Source organism: Nonomuraea maritima (assembly GCF_900100395.1).
Taxonomy (GTDB): Bacteria; Actinomycetota; Actinomycetes; order Streptosporangiales; family Streptosporangiaceae; genus Nonomuraea; species Nonomuraea maritima.
This window is the reverse complement of sequence record NZ_FNFB01000004.1, coordinates 403,056-420,324: the sequence shown is the minus strand read 5'-3', so window position 1 is coordinate 420,324 and position 17,269 is coordinate 403,056. Positions and strand designations below refer to the sequence as shown.

Here is a 17,269-nt window from a genome sequence, read left to right as displayed (position 1 = left end):
GCGGTGGCAGGACGTCGACGACATCCTGGCGGCGGGGATCGATGTCGTCTCGACGGTCAACATCCAGCATCTGGAGTCGGTCAACGACGTGGTGCGGGAGATCACCGGGGTGGTGCAGCGGGAGACGGTGCCGGATGAGGTGGTGCGGCGGGCGGATCAGATCGAGCTGGTGGACATGTCGGCCGAGGCGCTGCGCCGGCGGTTGGCGCACGGGAATGTGTATCCGCCGGAGAAGGTGGACGCGGCGCTGGCGAACTATTTCCGTGCCGGGAATCTGATCGCGTTGCGTGAGCTGGCGTTGTTGTGGGTGGCGGGCAAGGTGGACGACCAGCTCGACCGGTATCGGGCCGAGCACGGGATCGCGCGGACGTGGGAGACGCGCGAGCGGGTGGTGGTGGCGCTGACGGGTGGTCCGGAGGGGGAGACGCTGGTGCGCCGGGCGGCTCGGATCGCGGCGCGGACGAAGGGGGCGGATCTGCTGGCCGTTCATGTCACCAGCGCCGATGGGCCGGCGGGGGGCGATCCGGCGGGGTTGTCGCGTCAGCGGCTGCTGGTCGAGAGTCTGGGGGGCACGTATCACCAGGTCGTGGGGGAGGACATCCCGCGCGCGCTGCTCGACTTCGCCCGTGGCGTGAACGCCACCCAGTTGGTGCTGGGGGCGTCGCGGCGGCGGCGTTTCGCGCAGGTTCTCTCGCGTGGGGTCGGGGTGGAGACGATCGCGCGGTCCGGGTCGATCGACGTGCACATGGTGACGCACGACGAGGCACGTGCGGGCCGCCGGCCGCGCTCCCGCGCGGCGCTCACCAGGAAACGCCGGATCACCGGGTGGGTGCTCGCGGTCGCCGGGATGCCGTTGCTGACCGCCACGCTCGCGCCCTTTCGCGAGGTGCTGTCGCTGCCCAGCGAGATCCTGCTCTTCCTCTGCCTGACCGTCGGCGTCGCGCTGATCGGCGGCACCTGGCCGGCCATCACCACGGCCGTCGGCGGGTCGCTGATGCTCAACTGGTTCTTCACCCGGCCGATCGGCCGGTTCACCATCAACGACCCCGAGAACCTGTTCGCGCTGGTCGTGTTCGTCCTCGTCGCGGCCGCCGTCAGCGCCATCGTCGACCTCGCCGCCCGCCGTACCCGCGAGGCGGCCAGGGCGAGCGCGGACGCCGCACTGCTGTCCACGCTGGCCGGGCACGTGCTGCGCGGCGAGGCCGCCGTGCCGTCGCTGCTGGAACGGACGCGCGTGACGTTCGGGCTCACCTCGGTCACCCTGCTGGAACGCCGTCCCGAGGCCGCCCGTACCCCTGACCACCAGTCCGACCCCGACGCCTGGCGGATCGTGGCGACCTGCGGGGGCGCGCCGTCCACGTGCCCGGGGCTGTCCGACACCGACGTGCGGATCGACGACACGCTCGTGCTCGCCGCGACCGGAAGGCTGCTGGACGCCGCCGACCGTACGGTGCTGGAGGCGTTCGCCGCCGAGACCGCCGTCGCGCTGCGCCAGGAACGCCTGCAACAGGAGGCGGCGCGCGCCGAACCGCTGGCCGAGGCCGACAAGATGCGTACGGCGCTGCTCGCCGCCGTCAGCCACGACCTGCGCAGCCCGCTCGCGTCCGCGAAGGCCGCGATCGAGAGCCTCGCCAACACCGGCGTCGCCTGGAGCGACCACGACCGCGCCGAGCTGCTGGACACCGCGGCCGAGTCGCTGGCCAAACTGGACCGGCTCGTGGCGAACCTGCTCGACATGAGCCGCCTGCAGGCCGGCGTACTCGGCGTGACGACACAGCCGATCGCGCTGGAGGAGATCGTGCCCCGCGCCGTGGACGACCTCGGACCGCTGCGCGACCAGATCGAGGGTGACATCTCCGTCGAACTGCCCGAGATCGCCGCCGACCCGGCCCTGCTGGAACGGGTCCTGGTCAACCTCATGTCGAACGCCGTCCGGTACAGTCCGCCGGGCCGGAACGTGCTGGTCAGCGCGAGCCGGCACGGCGAGCAGGTGGAGATCCGCGTCATGGACCGCGGCCCCGGCATCCCGCCCGGGGCGCACGACCGTGTCTTCCAGCCGTTCCAGCGGCTCGGCGACCGCGACAACCACTCCGGCGTGGGTCTCGGCCTCGCCCTGTCACGCGGGCTCACCGAGGCGATGGGCGGCACGCTCGTACCGGACGAAACACCAGGGGGAGGCCTCACCATGATCCTGACGATGCCCATCGCGGTGCGAGGGGTGCCGGCGTGACCCGCATCCTCGTCGTCGACGACGAACCGCAGATCCTGCGGGCCCTGCGCATCAACCTCGTCGCCCGCCACTACGACGTGACCGTGGCGGCCGACGGCGCCGCCGCACTCCGCGCCGCCGTCGACCACACGCCCGACCTGGTCATCCTCGACCTCGGCCTGCCCGACCTGGACGGCGTGGACGTCATCCACGGCCTGCGCGGCTGGACCAGCGTCCCGATCATCGTGCTGTCAGGACGGGCCGGGAACCAGGACAAGATCGAGGCCCTGGACGCGGGCGCCGACGACTACGTGACCAAGCCGTTCGGCATCGACGAGTTGCTGGCGAGGGTGCGGGCGGTGACCCGGCGGGCCTCCATCCAGGAGACGGAGCTGGCGAACATCCAGGTCGGCGACCATGTGGTCGACCTGGCCAACAAGACGATCACCGGCGACGTGCGGCTGACGCCCACCGAGTGGCACATCCTCGAACTGATGCTGCGCCACCCGGGCAAGCTGATCAGCCAGCGCCAGATCCTCACCGAGGTGTGGGGCGCCAAGTTCGTCAAGGAGACGCACTACCTGCGCCAGTACATGGCCCAGCTTCGCCGCAAGCTCGAACGCGACCCGGCCCACCCCGTCCACCTGATCACCGAACCCGGCATGGGCTACCGCTTCAAGCCCTGACCGCCGCAGCCGGCGATGTTACGATCCCCCTATGGGGCCCGTTTCCGTCGTGTCGTTACTGTCGCTGCCGGTGATCGCCGTCCTGTTGATCTCTTTTCATGATGAGTCGGGAGCCGTGGACACCCGCAACCGGCTCTCCGGCCTGCGCACACGCGAGACGCTCGCCTCGCGCGAGGCGTGGGACGCGGCGCACGCCTGGATGAGGCGCCCCATGCGGATCCTGGCGGCCGTCCTGGCGGTGGCCGCCGGCCTCTCCGTCGCCGGCGACCTGGTTCTCGACCTGCCGGAGGCCGCGGTCCTGCCGATCTGCCTGCCCCAGACGGCGCTGCTGATCGGTGGTCTGCTGTTCGTCTGCCGGCGCGCCAACCGGGTGGCGGCTCAGGTCAACGAGCGGATCCGGGGCTGATCGGTACGGTCAGCGGCACTTGCTGCGCGGCCGGGAGAGGTGCCTGACCAGGCGGTCGAGCACCCCTCGGTTGCCCGGCAGCGCGAAGTGGCCGACGCCGCGGTTGTCGGTGAGGCTGAACCGGTGGCACCGCATCGCCCGCCACACCCGGACGGCGTTGTTGGTGATGTCCTCCTGGTTGCCGTCCCCGTCGCGCCGGACGAGCCCGGCCGGGTCTGCCACCTGGCCGGCGCTGAGGTCGCGCAGTCGCGCGCCGACCACCGTCGGCAGGCCGGAGCCCTTCTCGGCGTACACGTCGACCCTGGGGAACGCGCGTGGGCGGGCGAACCTGACGAAGCCGACGTAATGCTCGGCGAGGTGTCGCGCGAGCGGGAGGTTCGCGTCGGCGAGCAGGCGGCGGTAGTCGCGCGGCGTGTAGGAGCGGCCCGAGGAGGTGTCGCGGACGACGATCTCGCGGTCGCCGAAGACGGCCGGGTCGGCCGCGCTCATGTACGTCGAGGGGGTGCTCCGGTACCTGCGCGCGCTCGTCGCGGCCTGCTGCCTCGTGGTGGGGGTGCTGAAGTCCTGGACGTTCAGCCCGGTGAACAGCACCTGGTAGAGCAGCCCTTGGCCGGGGAAGTTGCCCGCGATCGGGGTGAAGCCGTGGATGTACTTCTTCCGCCAGTCCTTGCTCGTGTGGGTGAGCAGGTACTGCGCGTACAGCGGGCCGTTGGAGTGGCCGACGAGGTGCACCGGGCGGTCGCCGTTCACGCGGTAGGTGTACTCGATGAGGTCGCGGGTGCGGCGCAGGAAGTCGCCCATGTCGGGCGTGAGGCGGGAGTCGTAGCCCGCGACCACGATGTTCTTGTTCCGTACGTATCCGTCGGCCTCCAGCCGGCGGTACATCGGATCGTAGAACGGCGCGCTCTCGGTGCGGCCGAAGGACAGGATCCGCACGTCGACGCCGTTCTGCTCGGAGAAGCGCGCCCGCATGGGCGCCGATCGGTCGGGACGGTAGCGCAACGTCAGCAGGCTGTCCTGGCACTCCTGGCTGAAGATGGTGCTCGGCCGGTCGTTGCGGTACCAGAAGCCGAACGTGCCCGACCGTGGGCATCCGGGCGCCGCCGTCTGGTTCTTGACGGTCACGCGCAACTTGGTGAGGTGGTACGCGGGGAAGAGCACGACCGGCGTCTTGCGCCGCGGCGGCGGGTCGGGCGTCTCGGGCGGCGGGCCGGCCTGGTGCGGCGCGACGCCGTACGCCGCGGAGTGCTGCATCGGGGACAGCACCACCACCAGCGGCAGCGGCAGCAGCGCCGCGAGCGTGAGACGTATGCGGCTCATGGGCACGGTGCTACCCGGGGTGATGTGGGGTGAATCCTCCGCTATGTCGGTATATCCGCAGGTAGGGCGGCTTTATGCATGGCTGGGAGGTTTGCTGGTTACCGTCAAAAACCTATACAAATCGGATGAAACGCTCTAGTCTGGCAGCGCTCCAGTGGGGGCCTACTGGAGCACCAAAGCGTCGCGCCCTGGCCGCATGCCCCCGGTGGCCGGGGCGCGTCTACGTCCTCTGGCTGTCGGGCCACGGCGTGGTGCGCGACAGCGCTGCGGGACGCGCGGGTCGCCCTGATGCCGCTCGGGCCCGTCACGGACTGTGGGCGCGTAGGTGTGCTGATGCCGGGCGGATTCTGGGGCGCGGTGTGGGGTGCGCGGGGTGGGCTGAGGCCGGTTAGGATCGCGGGCGTCGGACTGGCCGATGTGGCATCCCGAATCTGTCGCCGCGCGGGCGGCCCTTGCGAGACGAGTGCCAGTATGAACGTCACCCCGGCGCAGTTGCGCCTCCTTGCCGGTCGCGCTGAGGCGCTGGCCGCCGAGATCCGCAGGCTCTGTGACGGCGTCCCCGCCGAGGCGCCCGAGTACGCGCGGCTGGCCGGCGCGCGGTCGGCCGCCGGGTTGCTCGACCGGGGCGGCGACGACCTGCGGCAGGCGGCGGGTGACCTCGACCGGTTCCTGACCGTACGGGAATGCGGCCTCCCGTGGGGCGTCTGCCCCGAGCACGGCAGGACGCTGTCGTCCGAGGCGGGGGCCGCCATGTGCCGGGTGTGCCGCAAGGCGTGGAAACACGACCGGCTCAACGGGCCGTGCGCCGAGCCGGTGGCGTGGAAGGTGACCGACGAGGCAGGGACGGTGACGTTGATGTGCGCCGGCCACGTCCTCGGCGCCCGCGCAGTGCTCAGAAACGCCACCTTCGCCCGCCTCGCCGCGCACTGAGCGCCCCCGCGTCGGCGGGGGCGCGTGCGGGCGTTCGCGTCCCCGGCCGCGCGGCTGATCACCGTACGTCAGCGTCTCGACAGCGGGGACTTCCGGGTGGAGGGGGGTTATGCGGTGGGGCGGCGGCGGCGTAGGGCGAGGGCGGCGGCCAGCCCGGCGGTGGCGAGCAGGGCGGTGAGGAGGAAGGCGCTGCCGAAGCCGGTGTAGGTCGTTTCTGAGGCCGCTGGAACGGCCATCTCGCCCTCGGAGGCGTCGGCCACCTCGGCTGTGGTGGATTCGGGCAGACGGCCCGCCGCTATGGCCGTCGCGCCGTCACTGGCGGCAGAGAAGCTCGAATGGTCAGGCGAGCTCGCGCCCGCAAGGCCCGCTGCTTCTGAACCGGTGCCGACACCGGCAGCCGGGTCGTTGCCGGGTCCTGTGTCGCCCGTGCCCGCAGTCGTGCCGGTGGATCCCTTGTCGCCTGTGCCCGCAGTCGGGTCGGGGTCGCCGGTGCCGGAGCCTGTGGTCGGGTGGTTGTCGGGCTTGTCCGTGGTGGGGATGGGCGGGGCGCTGTTCAGTTTCTGTTCGGCCGCGGCGAGGGTGGACTGCGTTACCTCGGGGGCCTTGCCCTGCTTGGTGGGTGGCAGGGCGGTCAGCTTGGCGCAGGACGAGGGGTAGCGGTCGCAGTAGCTGGTCGCGGAGCCGACCGTGTGGGCGTTCAGCATGGCGTGGCCGACGGCGCGGGTCAGGGTCTCGGCGGCGGCGTTGAAGATCTCGTTGAGCCGCCGTGAGTCGGCCGGGTTGTTGACCCGCAGCGGCGTCCCGGTGCCGGTCGAGACGCCGAAGATCGTGTCGCCGTCCCCGAGGGTGTGGATCGGGTTGATCGCACGGGCGAGACCGTCCTGCGAGTTGCCCGCCATCCGCGCCGCGGCGGCCTTCTCCAGGGGCGCGTTCGTGGCGACCACCGCGATCGTGGTGTTCATCGGCAGCGCGTCCGCCTGGGCGGGCGGACGGCACTCCTTGGCCTTCGGCGTCCTCAGCCCGCGGAACTCGCCGGCCAGCTCGTAGCGGGCGGCGAACAGCGAGCAGTCGCGCGGGTCGACCGGCGAGCCCGCCGCGTTCACCACCACGATGGCCCCGACCACGACGCCGTCGTCCAGCACGACGCTGGCGGTGCCGACGCCGCCCTTCAGCCCGCCCGCGCGGGCGCCCGTCCCGCCGCCCACGACGCCCTGCCGGACCGGGCCCTCCTGGGCCGCCTCCGCGGCCAGGTAGCCCCACGCGGGCGACGTACGGGCCTTGAAGTCGCCGCCCCTGCCGAGGTCGTAGATGTCGGCGGCGGGGACGATCGGCGCGACCCCGGAACCGACGGGGACGCCCTCCCCGCGCTCCTCCAGCCAGCGGATCACACCGTCGGCGGCGGACAGCCCGTACATGCTGCTGCCGCCGAGCATCACCGCGTTGACCCCCGGGTTGGAGTTGAGCGGGTCGAGCAGGTCGGTCTCCTTCGTGGCCGGTGCGCCGCCGCGCTGGTCGACGCCGGTCACGGACATCCGCGGGGTGTGGACCACGGTGGTGCCGGTCAGGTACGGAGCCCGGGTCGACTGCACCTGGCCGACCTGGACGCCGGGCACGTCGGTGATCGCGTTGTCGCGGCCCGGCAGTCCCGGCGTGTCGGCGGCGAGTGCGGGGGTGGGCGCGCCGAGCGCGGCTAACGCGAGGGCGCCGGCGAGGAGGGGGACGAGGCGTGACTTCATGGATCCTCATTCCGGTGGGGTGCCGGGGACGGCGCACGCCCCTGGCTCACGAACGGGAACATCAGTCGGCTGAGTGCACTGAGGCTACTGGTCCGACCAGTTGAGGTAAAGATCCCGAAATGTCGCGCGAGGTCAGGGCAGCAGCCGCCGCGTCAGGTCGGCGAGCCGGCGGCGGTGGTCCGCGTCGTACGCCTCCTCGGACGCCCGCGCCTCCTTCCCGCCCTCGAAGTAGCGCCCGGTGACGCCGTCCAGCTCGGGGGAGTCCACCAGCCGCCGGGTCGCCGCGACCCCCTGCTCCAGGCTCTCGACGACCTCCATGCCGGACCGCGCCGACATGGCCGTCGGCATGTACGTCGCCGGATGCACGCTGTTCACCGTGACCCCGCTGCCGTCCAGCTCCTCGGCCAGGTCGAAGGTGTGGGAGACGAGAGCCAGCTTGGACCGGCAGTACGCGGCCACGTCGGTGTAGTCGCGCTCCAGCTGCGGGTCGCCGAAGTCGATCGGCTGCTGCCCGATGGAGGCGACGTTCACGACCCGGGACGGCGCGCCCCGGCGCAGCAGCGGCAGCAGCTCCCGGGTCAGCAGCACGGGGGCGAGGTAGTTGACCGCGAGGCGCAGCTCGTGGCCGTCGGCGGACGTCCGCCGCGTGGTCCCCTCGACGTGGAAGCCGATCCCGGCGTTGTTGACGAGCACGTCGAGGTGGTCGTGCGACGCGGCGACGTGCGCGGCGAGCCGGCGGACCTCCTCCAGGGAGGACAGGTCGGCCCGGATCGGCTCGCCGCCGGTGGCCCGCGCGACCTCGGCGAGACGTCCCTCGTCGCGGCCGTGCAGGAGGAGCCGGTGCCGCCCGCCGGCGGCGAGGTCCTCGGCCAGCGCCCGGCCGAGCCCGTCCGAGGCTCCGGTGATGAGGATCAATGCCATGATGGTGCGCCTTTCTGGTGATTCATGGGATCGGACATCGCGGCCGTGGCCACGAGTGCGACGAGGGCGAGGGCCGCGCCGCCGAGCGCGAAGCAGGCGGTGAGGCGGCCTTCGGCGGGGACGGGGGCGGCGAGCAGCGTCGCCGTCAGGGCGCTCGCGAGCGAGCTGCCCACCGAACGTGCGACCGAGTTGACGCCGTTCGCGACGCCGGTCAGGCCGGGGGGCACCGCCCCGAGCAGCAGGGCGGGGAGGGTGGCGAAGCCGAAGCTCACGGCGACGCCGACGAGCGCGCTCGCCGCGACGACCTCCGCCACAGAGCCGTGCGCGAGGGCCAGCGCGGCGAACCCGGCGGCTCCGCAGGCCGCGCCTGCGGCGAGCGTCCTGCGCGGCCCCAGCCTGCGCACCAGCGCCCCGGCCACCTGCGCCGCCCCCAGCGAGGCCACCGCCGACGGCATGAGGAACACGAGGGACGTCTCCAGCACCGTGGCGCCGAAACCGTACCCGTGCGGCGGCGCGGGCAGCCGGGCCAGCGCCGAGACGCTGAGGAACTGCGCGAACATCGCGAAGCCGAGCAGCACCCCCGCCAGGTTGGCGAACAGGACGGGCCGCCGGACGAACATCCGCATGTCCACGAGCGGGTCGCGCGAGCGCCGCTCGACGCGCACCCATACGACGGACGCCGCCGCCGCGGCGGCGAGACACCCCAGCGTCGGCACCGACGCCCACCCCCACCGGGCCCCCTGTGACAGCGGCAGCAGAAGCAGAACGAGCATCGCCGCAAGCGCACCCGCCCCACCCCAGTCGGTACGCCCACCAGCCCCCGGCCGCACCGAGGACGCGACGGAGACCGCGTGCCCGTACGCCCCCGGCAGCGCGTGTGTCGCGCCGGAGGCCGTATGTCCGCCTGTCCCCGGCCGCGCTCGTGGTACGACGACGGCGACCGCGGCCAGGGTGAGTGCCGACACCCCGGCCGAGAGCCAGAACACGTCGTGGTGGTCGGCCGCGGTGCCGCGCGTGAGCAGTGCCGCTCCCGCGAGCGCGAGCCCGTTGCCGAGGGCCAGCGTCCCGCTGAGTGCCCCCATCGCGGCGGGGAGCCGTTCGCGTGGCAGTTCGGCGCGCAGCACCGACTGCGCGAGCGGGAAGACGGCGGTGGACGCGCCCTGCAACGCCCGCGCGGCGATCAGCCAGGGCAGCGAGTCCGTCACGGCGGCGAGCACGGACCCCGCGAGAGTGACCGCGAGGACGCCCACGAGGGTCGGCTTCGCGCCGTGCCGGTCACCGTGGCGGCCGAGCAGCGGCGTGCAGACGGCGGCGGACAGCAGCGTGGCCGTGGTGAGCCAGCCCGCGCCCGACGCCGTGGTGTGCAGATCACGCTGGACGAGGCCGAGGATCGGCACGACGAGTGTCTGCATCATCGACACGATCATGGCCCCGAGCCCGAGAACAGGGACGAGAAGCCTCGGGGCATGGGGGTGAGCGGTTCGGTGGTGAGCGCGGCCGACAACGGGGACGAGGAGTCGTCCCCTGGCCATCAGGCCAGGGCCTTGAGCAGTTCGGCGGCGAGCGCGGCCGAGGACGCGGGGTTCTGGCCGGTGTACAGGTTGCGGTCGGCCACCACGTACGGCGCCCACGGCTCGCCCGCCGAGTAGCTCGCGCCCAGGGCGGCGAGCCGGTCCTCGAGGACCCACTCGGCGCGCGCGGCGAGCCCGGTCTGCTCCTCCTCCGCCCTGCTGAACCCGGTGAGCCGGTATCCGGCGAAGGGGGCCGCAGCACCGGTCGGTGCGGTGGCGAGGAGCGCTGCCACGCCGTGGCACACCAGGCCCACGGTCCTGCCGCTCTCCAGGGCCTCGCCGAGGACGCGGGCGGAGTCGGCGTCGCGCGACAGGTCCTCCATCGGGCCGTGGCCGCCGGGGTAGAACACCGCGTCGTACGCGGACACGTCCACGCTCTCCAGCGTGATCGGGTGCCGCAGCTCGGCCGCCGCCTCCAGGGTCGCGGCCACCGCCCGCGCGCCTCCCAGGCCGCCGTTGACGTCGGGGGAGAGGCTCACCTGGTCGACGGGCGGCACGACCCCACCGGGCGTGGCGACGACGATCTCATGCCCCGCGTCCACGAACGCGCGGTACGGAGCCGCGAACTCCTCTGCCCAGAAGCCCGTCGGGTGCTCGGTGCCGTCCGCCAGCGTCCAGTGGCGGGAGGCGGTCATCACGAAAAGAATCCTGGCCATCAGTGGGTGCCTTCCATAGCTCTTCGACGGCGGCCGCAACGCCGCTCATCTGGGGGAACGGCCCGATCGTAGGTGGCCGGCACATAGGACAGCCAATAGCCTGAGCACTGTGACCCATAGTGATTCTGATACCTACGGGGTAGGCGGGCCGCTCGACCTCATGCACCTGCGGACGTTCCTCGCCGTCTACCGCGCCGGGTCGTTCACCGCGGCCGGGGCGCTGCTCGGCCTGTCGCAGCCGACCGTCACCAGCCAGATCCGGGCGCTGGAGACGCGACTCGACCGTCAGCTGTTCGAACGGCTGCCGCGCGGCGTCGCGCCCACGTCGGTCGCCGCCGAACTCGCCACGCGGATCGCCGGCCCCATGGACGAGCTCGCGGCGGTGACCGAACGGGCCCGCCCCGGCGACGACATCTCGGAGCCGGTGCACCTCGCGGGCCCCGCCGAGGTGCTGAGCACCCGCGCGCTGCCCGCCCTGGCACCGCTGGTCGAGCGCGGGCTGCGGCTGCGGGTCACCACCGGCCTGGCCGACGACCTGCTCGACGGACTGCGCGCGGGGCGGTTCGACCTCGTGATGTCGGCGATCCGGCCGCGCGGGCGCTCCGTGGTGGCCGTGCCGATGATGGACGAGGAGTTCGTGCTGGTCGCCGCGCCCGCGTGGGCCGTCAGGATCGGCCCGCTCACCTGCGACGACCCCGGCCCGCTGCAGGACGTCCCGCTGGTCGCCTACGCCGAGGACCTGCCCATCGTGCGCCGGTACTGGCGGCACGTCTTCCGTACGCGGCTCACGAGGTCGCCCGCCGTGGTCATGCCCGACCTGCGCGGGGTGAGGGCGGCCGTGGCGGCCGGCGCCGGGATCACCGTGCTGCCCCGGTACCTGTGCGCGGGCGAGCTGGCCGCCGGCGAGCTCGTGGCGCTCCTCGACCCCGACGACCCGCCCATCAACACCGGCTTCCTCGCCCAGCGCGCCGGCGTGCCGGAACGCCTGCACGTGACGCTCGTCCGCGAGCGGCTGCTGCGGGCGGCCCGTACGTGGTGACGCCGCCCGCGACTTGCCGGAGCGGCAAGAGAACATGCGACCCGGCCGGACGCTGAGCCAGTCTCGGGCCCGGCCGAGCACAGCCTTCCCAGGTCACGCCGGCCCTGTGGCACACCTACGAGGAAGGATTTCGTCATGCGGGATCTGTTCGACCCGGTCACCGTCGGCGCGTGGACGCTCGCCAACCGGATCGTCATGGCGCCGATGACACGCAACCGGGCGAGCGCGGCGGGGGTGCCCCGCGACATCACCGCGCTCTACTACCGGCAGCGGGCCACCGCGGGGCTCATCGTCACCGAGGGCGTCCAGCCCAGCGCGGCAGGGCAGGGCTACCCCAACACCCCCGGCCTGCACACGCCTGAGCAGATCGAGGGTTGGCGCGCGGTCGCCGACGCCGTGCACGCGGAAGGCGGACGCATCGTCGCCCAGATCATGCACACGGGACGCATCGCCCATCCGGCCAACAAGGACGGCAACGAGACCGTCGCCCCGAGCGCGGTCGCCGCCCCTGGAACGATCCATACCGCGGAAGGCGCCCGTCCGTACCCGATACCGAGAGCTCTGGGGACGGCGGAGGTGGCCGCCGTGGCGGAGGAGTACGCCGGCGCGGCCCGCGCGGCGGTGGCGGCAGGGCTGGACGGCGTCGAGCTGCACGCGGCCAACGGCTACCTGCCGCACCAGTTCCTCGCGCCCTCGACCAACCTGCGGGACGACGTCTACGGGGGGTCCGCCGCGGCCCGCGCCCGGTTCGTCATCGAGGTGACCGAGGCGACGGCCGCCGCGATCGGCGGCGAGCGGGTCGGCATCCGCCTCTCGCCGGGGGCGAACCTGCACGGCGCGATCGAGGACGATCCGGCCGGGACGGCCGCCACCTACCGGGCGCTCCTCGACGGGATCGCCCCGCTGGGCCTGGCCTACCTGCACACCATCGGCGACCCGGAAGAGCCACTGCTGCGGGAGCTCCGCCGCCGGTTCGACGGCCCGGTCGTCGTCAACGACGGGTGGTACCCCATGACCGACGAGCACACCGCCCGCCGGCGGGTGGCGAGCGGCCAGGCCGACCTCGTCGCCGTGGGCCGCGCCTTCATCGCCCAACCCGATCTGGTGCGAAGGTGGCGGGATCACGCTCCCGTCGCCGAGCCCGACCCCGCCACCTTCTACGGCGGAGGCGCCCTCGGCTACACCGAACACCCCGCCAGGTCGGAGTGATCATCGGTGCCGGGGGCGCCTCCGTGGCTCACACCACCTCGGTGTTGACCTCCGGGAAGTGGCAGGCGGACGGGTGCCCGGTGCCACGGTCCTTCAGTTCCGGTTCCTCGGTGGCGCAGATGTCCTGGGCCTTCCAGCAGCGGGTGCGGAACCTGCATCCGCTCGGCGGGTTCAGCGGGCTCGGCACCTCGCCCGTGAGGATGATCCGCCGGCGGCGGCGCTCCTCCTTGGGGTTGGCCATCGGGGCCGCCGACAGCAGCGCCTGGGTGTAGGGGTGGACGGGCCGCTCGTACACGTCGTCACGCGTGCCGGTCTCCACGACCTTGCCGAGGTACATGACCGCGACCCGGTCGGAGATGTGCCGGACGACCGACAGGTCGTGCGAGATGAAGATGTACGACAGCCCGAACTGGTCCTGCAGGTCCTCCAGCAGGTTGACCACGCCCGCCTGCACCGACACGTCGAGCGCCGACACCGGCTCGTCGAGGACGAGCAGCCTCGGCTCCAGGGCAAGCGCGCGGGCGATGCCGACGCGCTGCCGCTGGCCGCCGGAGAACTCGTGCGGGTAGCGGTTGCCGTGCTCGGGGTTGAGCCCGACGAGCTCGAGCAGCTCCGCCACCCGCTTCGGGCCGTCGTCCTTCCACTTGCCGTGGACCTTCAGCGGCTCGGCGATGATGTCGTTGACCGGCAGCTTCGGGTTGAGCGAGGCGTACGGGTCCTGGAAGACGATCTGCATGTCGCGCCGTACGGACCGCAGCCGCCGGGGCGCCATGGTGGTCAGCTCGTCGCCGTCGAACAGCACGGAGCCCGAGGTGGGCCGGTGCAGCTGGAGGATGGCCCGGCCGGTGGTGGACTTGCCGCATCCCGACTCGCCCACCACACCGAGGGTCTCCCCTGGATCGACGTGCATGGACACCCCGCTGACCGCCTGCACCTCGCCGACGGTCTTGCGCAGCAGGCCGGAGCCGCGGACGGGGAAGTGCATCACCAGGTCCTTGACCTCCAGCAGGTGCTCCTGCGCGGTCATGAGACGGCCTCGCTCTCGATGTGGAACAGTGCGGTGGGATCGGGTGCTTCGGCGACCGCGCGCCAGTGGTGACAGGCGGCGAGGTGACCGCCCTCACCGGCCTCGCCGAGCGCCGGCTCCTCGGCCGTGCACGTGGCGTCGGCCAGCGGGCAGCGCGGCGAGAACGGGCACCCGGGCGGCAGATTGATCAGCGACGGCGGAGCGCCGCCGATCGGCCGCAGCCGTCCGCCCGAGGTCTCCAGCGACGGCATCGACCCGAGCAGCCCGGCCGTGTACGGCATGCGCGGCCGGTAGAAGACCGAGTCGGTGTCGCCGATCTCGACCGGCTTGCCGGCGTACATGACCAGCACCCGGTGCGCGATGCCCGCGACCACGCCGAGGTCGTGCGTGATCAGCACGATCGCGGCGTTGACGGCGTCCTTCACCTCGAGGAGCTTCTCGAGGATCTGCGCCTGCACGGTCACGTCGAGAGCCGTGGTCGGCTCGTCGGCGATGATCACGTCCGGGTTGTTGATGACCGCCATGGCGATCATCGCGCGCTGCCGCATACCGCCGGAGAACTCGTGCGGGTAGCTGCGCAGCCGCTGCTCGGCCTGGGGGATGCCGACCAGGTCGAGCATCTCCTTGGCGCGGGCGAGCGCCTGCTTGCGCGGTATGAGGCCGTGCGCGAGCACCGCCTCGGCGAGCTGGTCGCCGATCGTGTGCACGGGGTTCAGTGCCGTCATCGGGTCCTGGAAGATCATCGCGATCTTCCCGCCGCGCAGCGCCCGCCGCCTGCGGGTGGGCAGCTTCAGTACGTCGTCACCGCGATAGAGGATCTTGCCGTGGACGCGGGCGCCCCGGGGGAGCAGCCCCATGACGGCGAGCGAGGACACCGACTTGCCGGATCCCGACTCGCCCACGATGCCGAGCACCTCGCGCTCGTGCAGCGCGTACGACACGCCACGGACCGCGTGGACCACGCCGTCCTCGGTGGGGAACTCCACGGTGAGGTCCTCGACGCGGAGGATCTCCTTGGGGGAAGTCGTCATCAGGCACGCACCCGGGTCTGTCGTGGGTCGAAGGCGTCGCGCAGGCCGTCACCGATGAAGTTGATGGACAGCGCGATCGCGATGATGAAGACGCCAGGCCACCAGAACAGCCACGGCCGGGTGGTCATGGCGCTGCGGTAGGTGTCGATGAGCTGGCCGAGCGAGACGTCGGGCGGTTGCACGCCGACGCCGAGGAAGGACAGCGCCGACTCCAGCAGCACCGCGTTGGCCACGGCCAGGGTGGCGCTGACGATGATGACGCCGACGGTGTTGGGCAGCACGTGCCGGAAGATGATCCGGCTCGCGGAGGTGCCCACCGCGCGCGCCGCCTCGACGAACTCCTTCTCGCGCAGCGACAGGAACTCGCCGCGTACCAGCCGGCCCAGCATGGGCCAGGTCACCAGGCCGATGCAGATGGCGAGGATGACGATGCCGGAGTCGCCGAACGTGCGTCCGACGATGGCCGCGATGATCAGAATCGGGATGGTGATCATCACGTCGGTGAGGCGCATGATGAACGACTCAGTCTTTTTCCTGAAATATCCGGCGAAAGCGCCGGCGAGCGTTCCCACCGACGTCGCCACGATGGCGACGATGAACGCCACGATGATCGACTGCTGCGCGCCGCGCATGGTCAGCGCGAAGTAGTCGATGCCGATGTTGTCCTGGCCGAACGGGTGCTCGCCGAGGTGGATGCCCTCCCCGCCGAGGAACTCCGGCACCACGCTGAGCGTCGGCCGGCCCTGGTTCACCAGGGACCCGGTGGTGAGGTACGTCTTGTCCCACCAGCCGGGGATGGGCCCGAACCCGATGGAACTGAACGCCAGCAGGATGACGAAGCCGAAGGCGAACATGCCGATGAGCGCCGCGCGGTGCCGGAAGAAACGCCGGCGGACCATCTGGCCCTGGGTGCGCGCGACGACGGTCATGCCCTGGGCGGCTCCTGATGCGGAGGCACTGATCGTCATGAGTGGTTCTCCTTCACGACAGCCTGATCCGCGGGTCGAGATAGGCGTAGACGATGTCGGCCAGCATGTTGAAGACGACGATCGCCGTCCCCGAGACGATGAAGAAGGCCATCACGGGAGCGGGATCGACCTGCTGCAGCCCCGTGGTGAACAGGGTGCCCATGCCCTGCCAGCCGAAGACGTTCTCGGTCACGACCGCGCCGCCGATCACGGAGGCGAAGTCGACGGCCATCAGCGTGGTGATCGGGATCATGCCGTTGCGGAAGGCGTGCTTGGTGATCACCGTGCGCTCCGGCAGTCCCTTGGCCCGCGCGGTGCGGACGTAGTCGAGGTTCATCACCTCGAGCATGCTGGAGCGGCTGTAACGGGTGTAGGTGGCCAGCGAGATGAGGACCAGGGCCATGCTCGGCAGCAGCAGGTGACCGGCGGAGTCCAGGTTGGTCTGCCAGAAGTCACCCTTGAAGTTGGGGGTGCCCGCGCCGATCGTGGAGATCGGCCTGCCGCGGACCATGTCGCTGTAGGAGGCGAACGACTGCAGCAGGCGGTCGACGAAGATCAGCCCGCCGGTGATGAGACCGGTGAGCACGGCGCCGGTGATCGCCTGCTGACGGAGCAGGCCGCCGAGCCCGTACCCGAGGGCGATGCAGATGATCACCGTCGCCAGGGCGAGGCCGAAGATCTCGGCCCAGCTGGGGTCGGCGAGGACGGGGGTGAGGATCTCCGACAGCAGCACGCCGAGCCCCGCGGCGGCCAGGGCCGCGTAGAGGGGGCCGCGGTACTGCAGCCCGGAGATGAGCATGCTCAGCCCGACCGCGGTGCCGCCCGCGAGGATCGCGAGGCCGATCAGGCCGATGCCCGGATCGGCGAACCAGCCGGTCACGGAGAGCAGCGTGAGTATCACGGCGGTGATGGCGGCCCCCGCGCCGAACGCGATGAGCTTGACCTTCCGGTCGCCGATGGCGATCGCGGCCCAGATGAGGCCGGCGATCAGTGCGAGCACGACGATGACGGTGGGCGGGATGGCGGGGTCGCGTAACCAGTCGTTGAACGAGATGGCGATGTACTGCTTGAGCATCACCGCGACCCAGAACAGGGGCAGCGAGAAGCAGACGAAGGCGGCGAGGGTGACCCCGTAGTCGAAGGAGCTGTACTGCCGCAGCGCCGAGATGATGCCCACGCAGACGCCGATGACGACGGCGAGCACGGTGGCGGCGAGCACGAGCTGGAGCGTGGCCGACAGGGCGTCGCCGAGCATGACGCCCACGTCCTGGCCGTCACGGTTGACGCCCAGGTAGCCGCGGAAGAGGCCGGTCAGCCAGTTCAGGTAGCGGAGCCAGACAGGATCGTCGAGGTGCATCCGCTCGATCCGGTCGGCCATCCTCCGCTCGCCGTCCGCGCCGGGCAGCTCGCGGAGGTCCGCCAGCGGGTCGCCGGCGATCGATGTCAGTCCGAAGATGACCATGGTGGCGGCCAGCAGGACGAAGAAGGAGGTGACCAGTCTTCTGACGATGAAGGCGATCACTCAGTACTCCCTAGGTTCATAGCAAAGGAGTCCTTTGC

15 protein-coding genes are annotated in these 17,269 nt (G+C 71.8%); 6 read left to right on the top strand and 9 right to left on the bottom strand.

Annotation, left to right across the window (positions count from 1 at the left end; genetic code table 11):
* The 3 genes from BLR04_RS10685 to BLR04_RS10675 all read left to right on the top strand — a co-directional run.
* Window positions 1-2,230 (top strand): DUF4118 domain-containing protein (locus BLR04_RS10685; protein ID WP_090762218.1); only part of this gene is annotated, 2,230 nt, incomplete at its 5' end.
* Window positions 2,227-2,895, top strand: a complete 669-nt coding sequence (locus BLR04_RS10680) for a response regulator (RefSeq protein ID WP_090762216.1) — start codon at window positions 2,227-2,229, stop codon at window positions 2,893-2,895. The genes BLR04_RS10685 and BLR04_RS10680, both read left to right, overlap by 4 nt.
* A 31-nt stretch (window positions 2,896-2,926) precedes the next feature.
* Window positions 2,927-3,301, top strand: coding sequence for an SdpI family protein (locus BLR04_RS10675; protein WP_090762214.1), 375 nt, complete (start codon window positions 2,927-2,929; stop codon window positions 3,299-3,301).
* 9 nt (window positions 3,302-3,310) lie between these two features.
* Here BLR04_RS10675 and BLR04_RS10670 read toward each other — a convergent pair whose 3' ends face one another.
* Complete coding sequence (locus tag BLR04_RS10670) at window positions 3,311-4,621, bottom strand: lipase/acyltransferase domain-containing protein (RefSeq protein WP_090762212.1); 1,311 nt, start codon at window positions 4,619-4,621, stop codon at window positions 3,311-3,313.
* Window positions 4,622-5,092: 471 nt separating this feature from the next.
* On the opposite strand from BLR04_RS10670, the gene BLR04_RS10665 reads away from it, so the two are divergent.
* On the top strand, window positions 5,093-5,551 hold the full coding sequence (locus BLR04_RS10665) for a hypothetical protein (RefSeq protein WP_090762210.1): 459 nt from the start codon (window positions 5,093-5,095) through the stop codon (window positions 5,549-5,551).
* Between the two features lie 107 nt (window positions 5,552-5,658).
* On the opposite strand, the gene BLR04_RS42285 is transcribed toward BLR04_RS10665, so the two are convergent.
* The 4 genes from BLR04_RS42285 to BLR04_RS10645 all read right to left on the bottom strand — a co-directional run bounded on the left by BLR04_RS42285 (window position 5,659) and on the right by BLR04_RS10645 (window position 10,435).
* Window positions 5,659-7,287, bottom strand: a complete 1,629-nt coding sequence (locus tag BLR04_RS42285) for a P1 family peptidase (RefSeq protein WP_090762209.1) — start codon at window positions 7,285-7,287, stop codon at window positions 5,659-5,661.
* A gap of 132 nt (window positions 7,288-7,419) precedes the next feature.
* Window positions 7,420-8,208, bottom strand: coding sequence for an SDR family NAD(P)-dependent oxidoreductase (locus tag BLR04_RS10655; RefSeq protein WP_090762207.1), 789 nt, complete (start codon window positions 8,206-8,208; stop codon window positions 7,420-7,422).
* Complete coding sequence (locus BLR04_RS10650) at window positions 8,199-9,635, bottom strand: MFS transporter (RefSeq protein WP_281191373.1); 1,437 nt, start codon at window positions 9,633-9,635, stop codon at window positions 8,199-8,201. Before BLR04_RS10650 ends, BLR04_RS10655 begins: the two co-directional genes overlap by 10 nt.
* A gap of 104 nt (window positions 9,636-9,739) precedes the next feature.
* Window positions 9,740-10,435: a type 1 glutamine amidotransferase domain-containing protein gene (locus BLR04_RS10645; protein ID WP_090762203.1), complete on the bottom strand. Its 696-nt coding sequence runs from the start codon at window positions 10,433-10,435 to the stop codon at window positions 9,740-9,742.
* 160 nt (window positions 10,436-10,595) lie between these two features.
* Here BLR04_RS10645 and BLR04_RS10640 point away from each other — a divergent pair, with 160 nt between their 5' ends.
* Both BLR04_RS10640 and BLR04_RS10635 read left to right on the top strand, forming a co-directional pair.
* Window positions 10,596-11,474, top strand: coding sequence for a LysR family transcriptional regulator (locus tag BLR04_RS10640; protein ID WP_090762201.1), 879 nt, complete (start codon window positions 10,596-10,598; stop codon window positions 11,472-11,474).
* Between the two features lie 135 nt (window positions 11,475-11,609).
* Window positions 11,610-12,683 (top strand): alkene reductase, encoded by a 1,074-nt coding sequence (locus tag BLR04_RS10635; protein WP_090762199.1) that lies wholly within the window; start codon window positions 11,610-11,612, stop codon window positions 12,681-12,683.
* Between the two features lie 28 nt (window positions 12,684-12,711).
* Here BLR04_RS10635 and BLR04_RS10630 read toward each other — a convergent pair whose 3' ends face one another.
* Genes BLR04_RS10630 through BLR04_RS10615 form a run of 4 tightly spaced genes read right to left on the bottom strand, consistent with a single transcriptional unit; the run spans window position 12,712 to window position 17,231 of the window.
* Complete coding sequence (locus BLR04_RS10630; RefSeq protein ID WP_090762197.1) at window positions 12,712-13,710, bottom strand: ABC transporter ATP-binding protein; 999 nt, start codon at window positions 13,708-13,710, stop codon at window positions 12,712-12,714.
* Window positions 13,707-14,741, bottom strand: coding sequence for an ABC transporter ATP-binding protein (locus BLR04_RS10625; RefSeq protein WP_090762195.1), 1,035 nt, complete (start codon window positions 14,739-14,741; stop codon window positions 13,707-13,709). The genes BLR04_RS10630 and BLR04_RS10625 overlap by 4 nt, the downstream gene beginning before the upstream one ends.
* The gene (locus BLR04_RS10620; RefSeq protein ID WP_090762193.1) at window positions 14,741-15,709 is read right to left on the bottom strand and encodes an ABC transporter permease; all 969 of its coding nucleotides are present in this window, start codon (window positions 15,707-15,709) and stop codon (window positions 14,741-14,743) included. The genes BLR04_RS10625 and BLR04_RS10620 overlap by 1 nt, the downstream gene beginning before the upstream one ends.
* Window positions 15,710-15,722: 13 nt before the next feature.
* Entirely contained in the window at window positions 15,723-17,231 is a 1,509-nt protein-coding gene (locus tag BLR04_RS10615) for an ABC transporter permease (protein WP_090762191.1), read from the bottom strand.
* Window positions 17,232-17,269: the final 38 nt, after the last annotated feature.

Bases quoted from the DNA above. Each gene is read 5' to 3' on its own strand.
- BLR04_RS10640 (WP_090762201.1), top strand. From the start codon at position 10,596: ATGCACCTGCGGACGTTCCTCGCCGTCTACCGCGCCGGGTCGTTCACC.
- BLR04_RS10655 (WP_090762207.1), bottom strand. From the start codon at position 8,208: ATGGCATTGATCCTCATCACCGGAGCCTCGGACGGGCTCGGCCGGGCG.
- BLR04_RS10665 (WP_090762210.1), top strand. From the start codon at position 5,093: ATGAACGTCACCCCGGCGCAGTTGCGCCTCCTTGCCGGTCGCGCTGAG.
- BLR04_RS10625 (WP_090762195.1), bottom strand. From the start codon at position 14,741: ATGACGACTTCCCCCAAGGAGATCCTCCGCGTCGAGGACCTCACCGTG.
- BLR04_RS10650 (WP_281191373.1), bottom strand. From the start codon at position 9,635: ATGATCGTGTCGATGATGCAGACACTCGTCGTGCCGATCCTCGGCCTC.
- BLR04_RS42285 (WP_090762209.1), bottom strand. From the start codon at position 7,287: ATGAAGTCACGCCTCGTCCCCCTCCTCGCCGGCGCCCTCGCGTTAGCC.
- BLR04_RS10675 (WP_090762214.1), top strand. From the start codon at position 2,927: ATGGGGCCCGTTTCCGTCGTGTCGTTACTGTCGCTGCCGGTGATCGCC.
- BLR04_RS10630 (WP_090762197.1), bottom strand. From the start codon at position 13,710: ATGACCGCGCAGGAGCACCTGCTGGAGGTCAAGGACCTGGTGATGCAC.
- BLR04_RS10670 (WP_090762212.1), bottom strand. From the start codon at position 4,621: ATGAGCCGCATACGTCTCACGCTCGCGGCGCTGCTGCCGCTGCCGCTG.
- BLR04_RS10645 (WP_090762203.1), bottom strand. From the start codon at position 10,435: ATGGCCAGGATTCTTTTCGTGATGACCGCCTCCCGCCACTGGACGCTG.
- BLR04_RS10635 (WP_090762199.1), top strand. From the start codon at position 11,610: ATGCGGGATCTGTTCGACCCGGTCACCGTCGGCGCGTGGACGCTCGCC.
- BLR04_RS10620 (WP_090762193.1), bottom strand. From the start codon at position 15,709: ATGACGATCAGTGCCTCCGCATCAGGAGCCGCCCAGGGCATGACCGTC.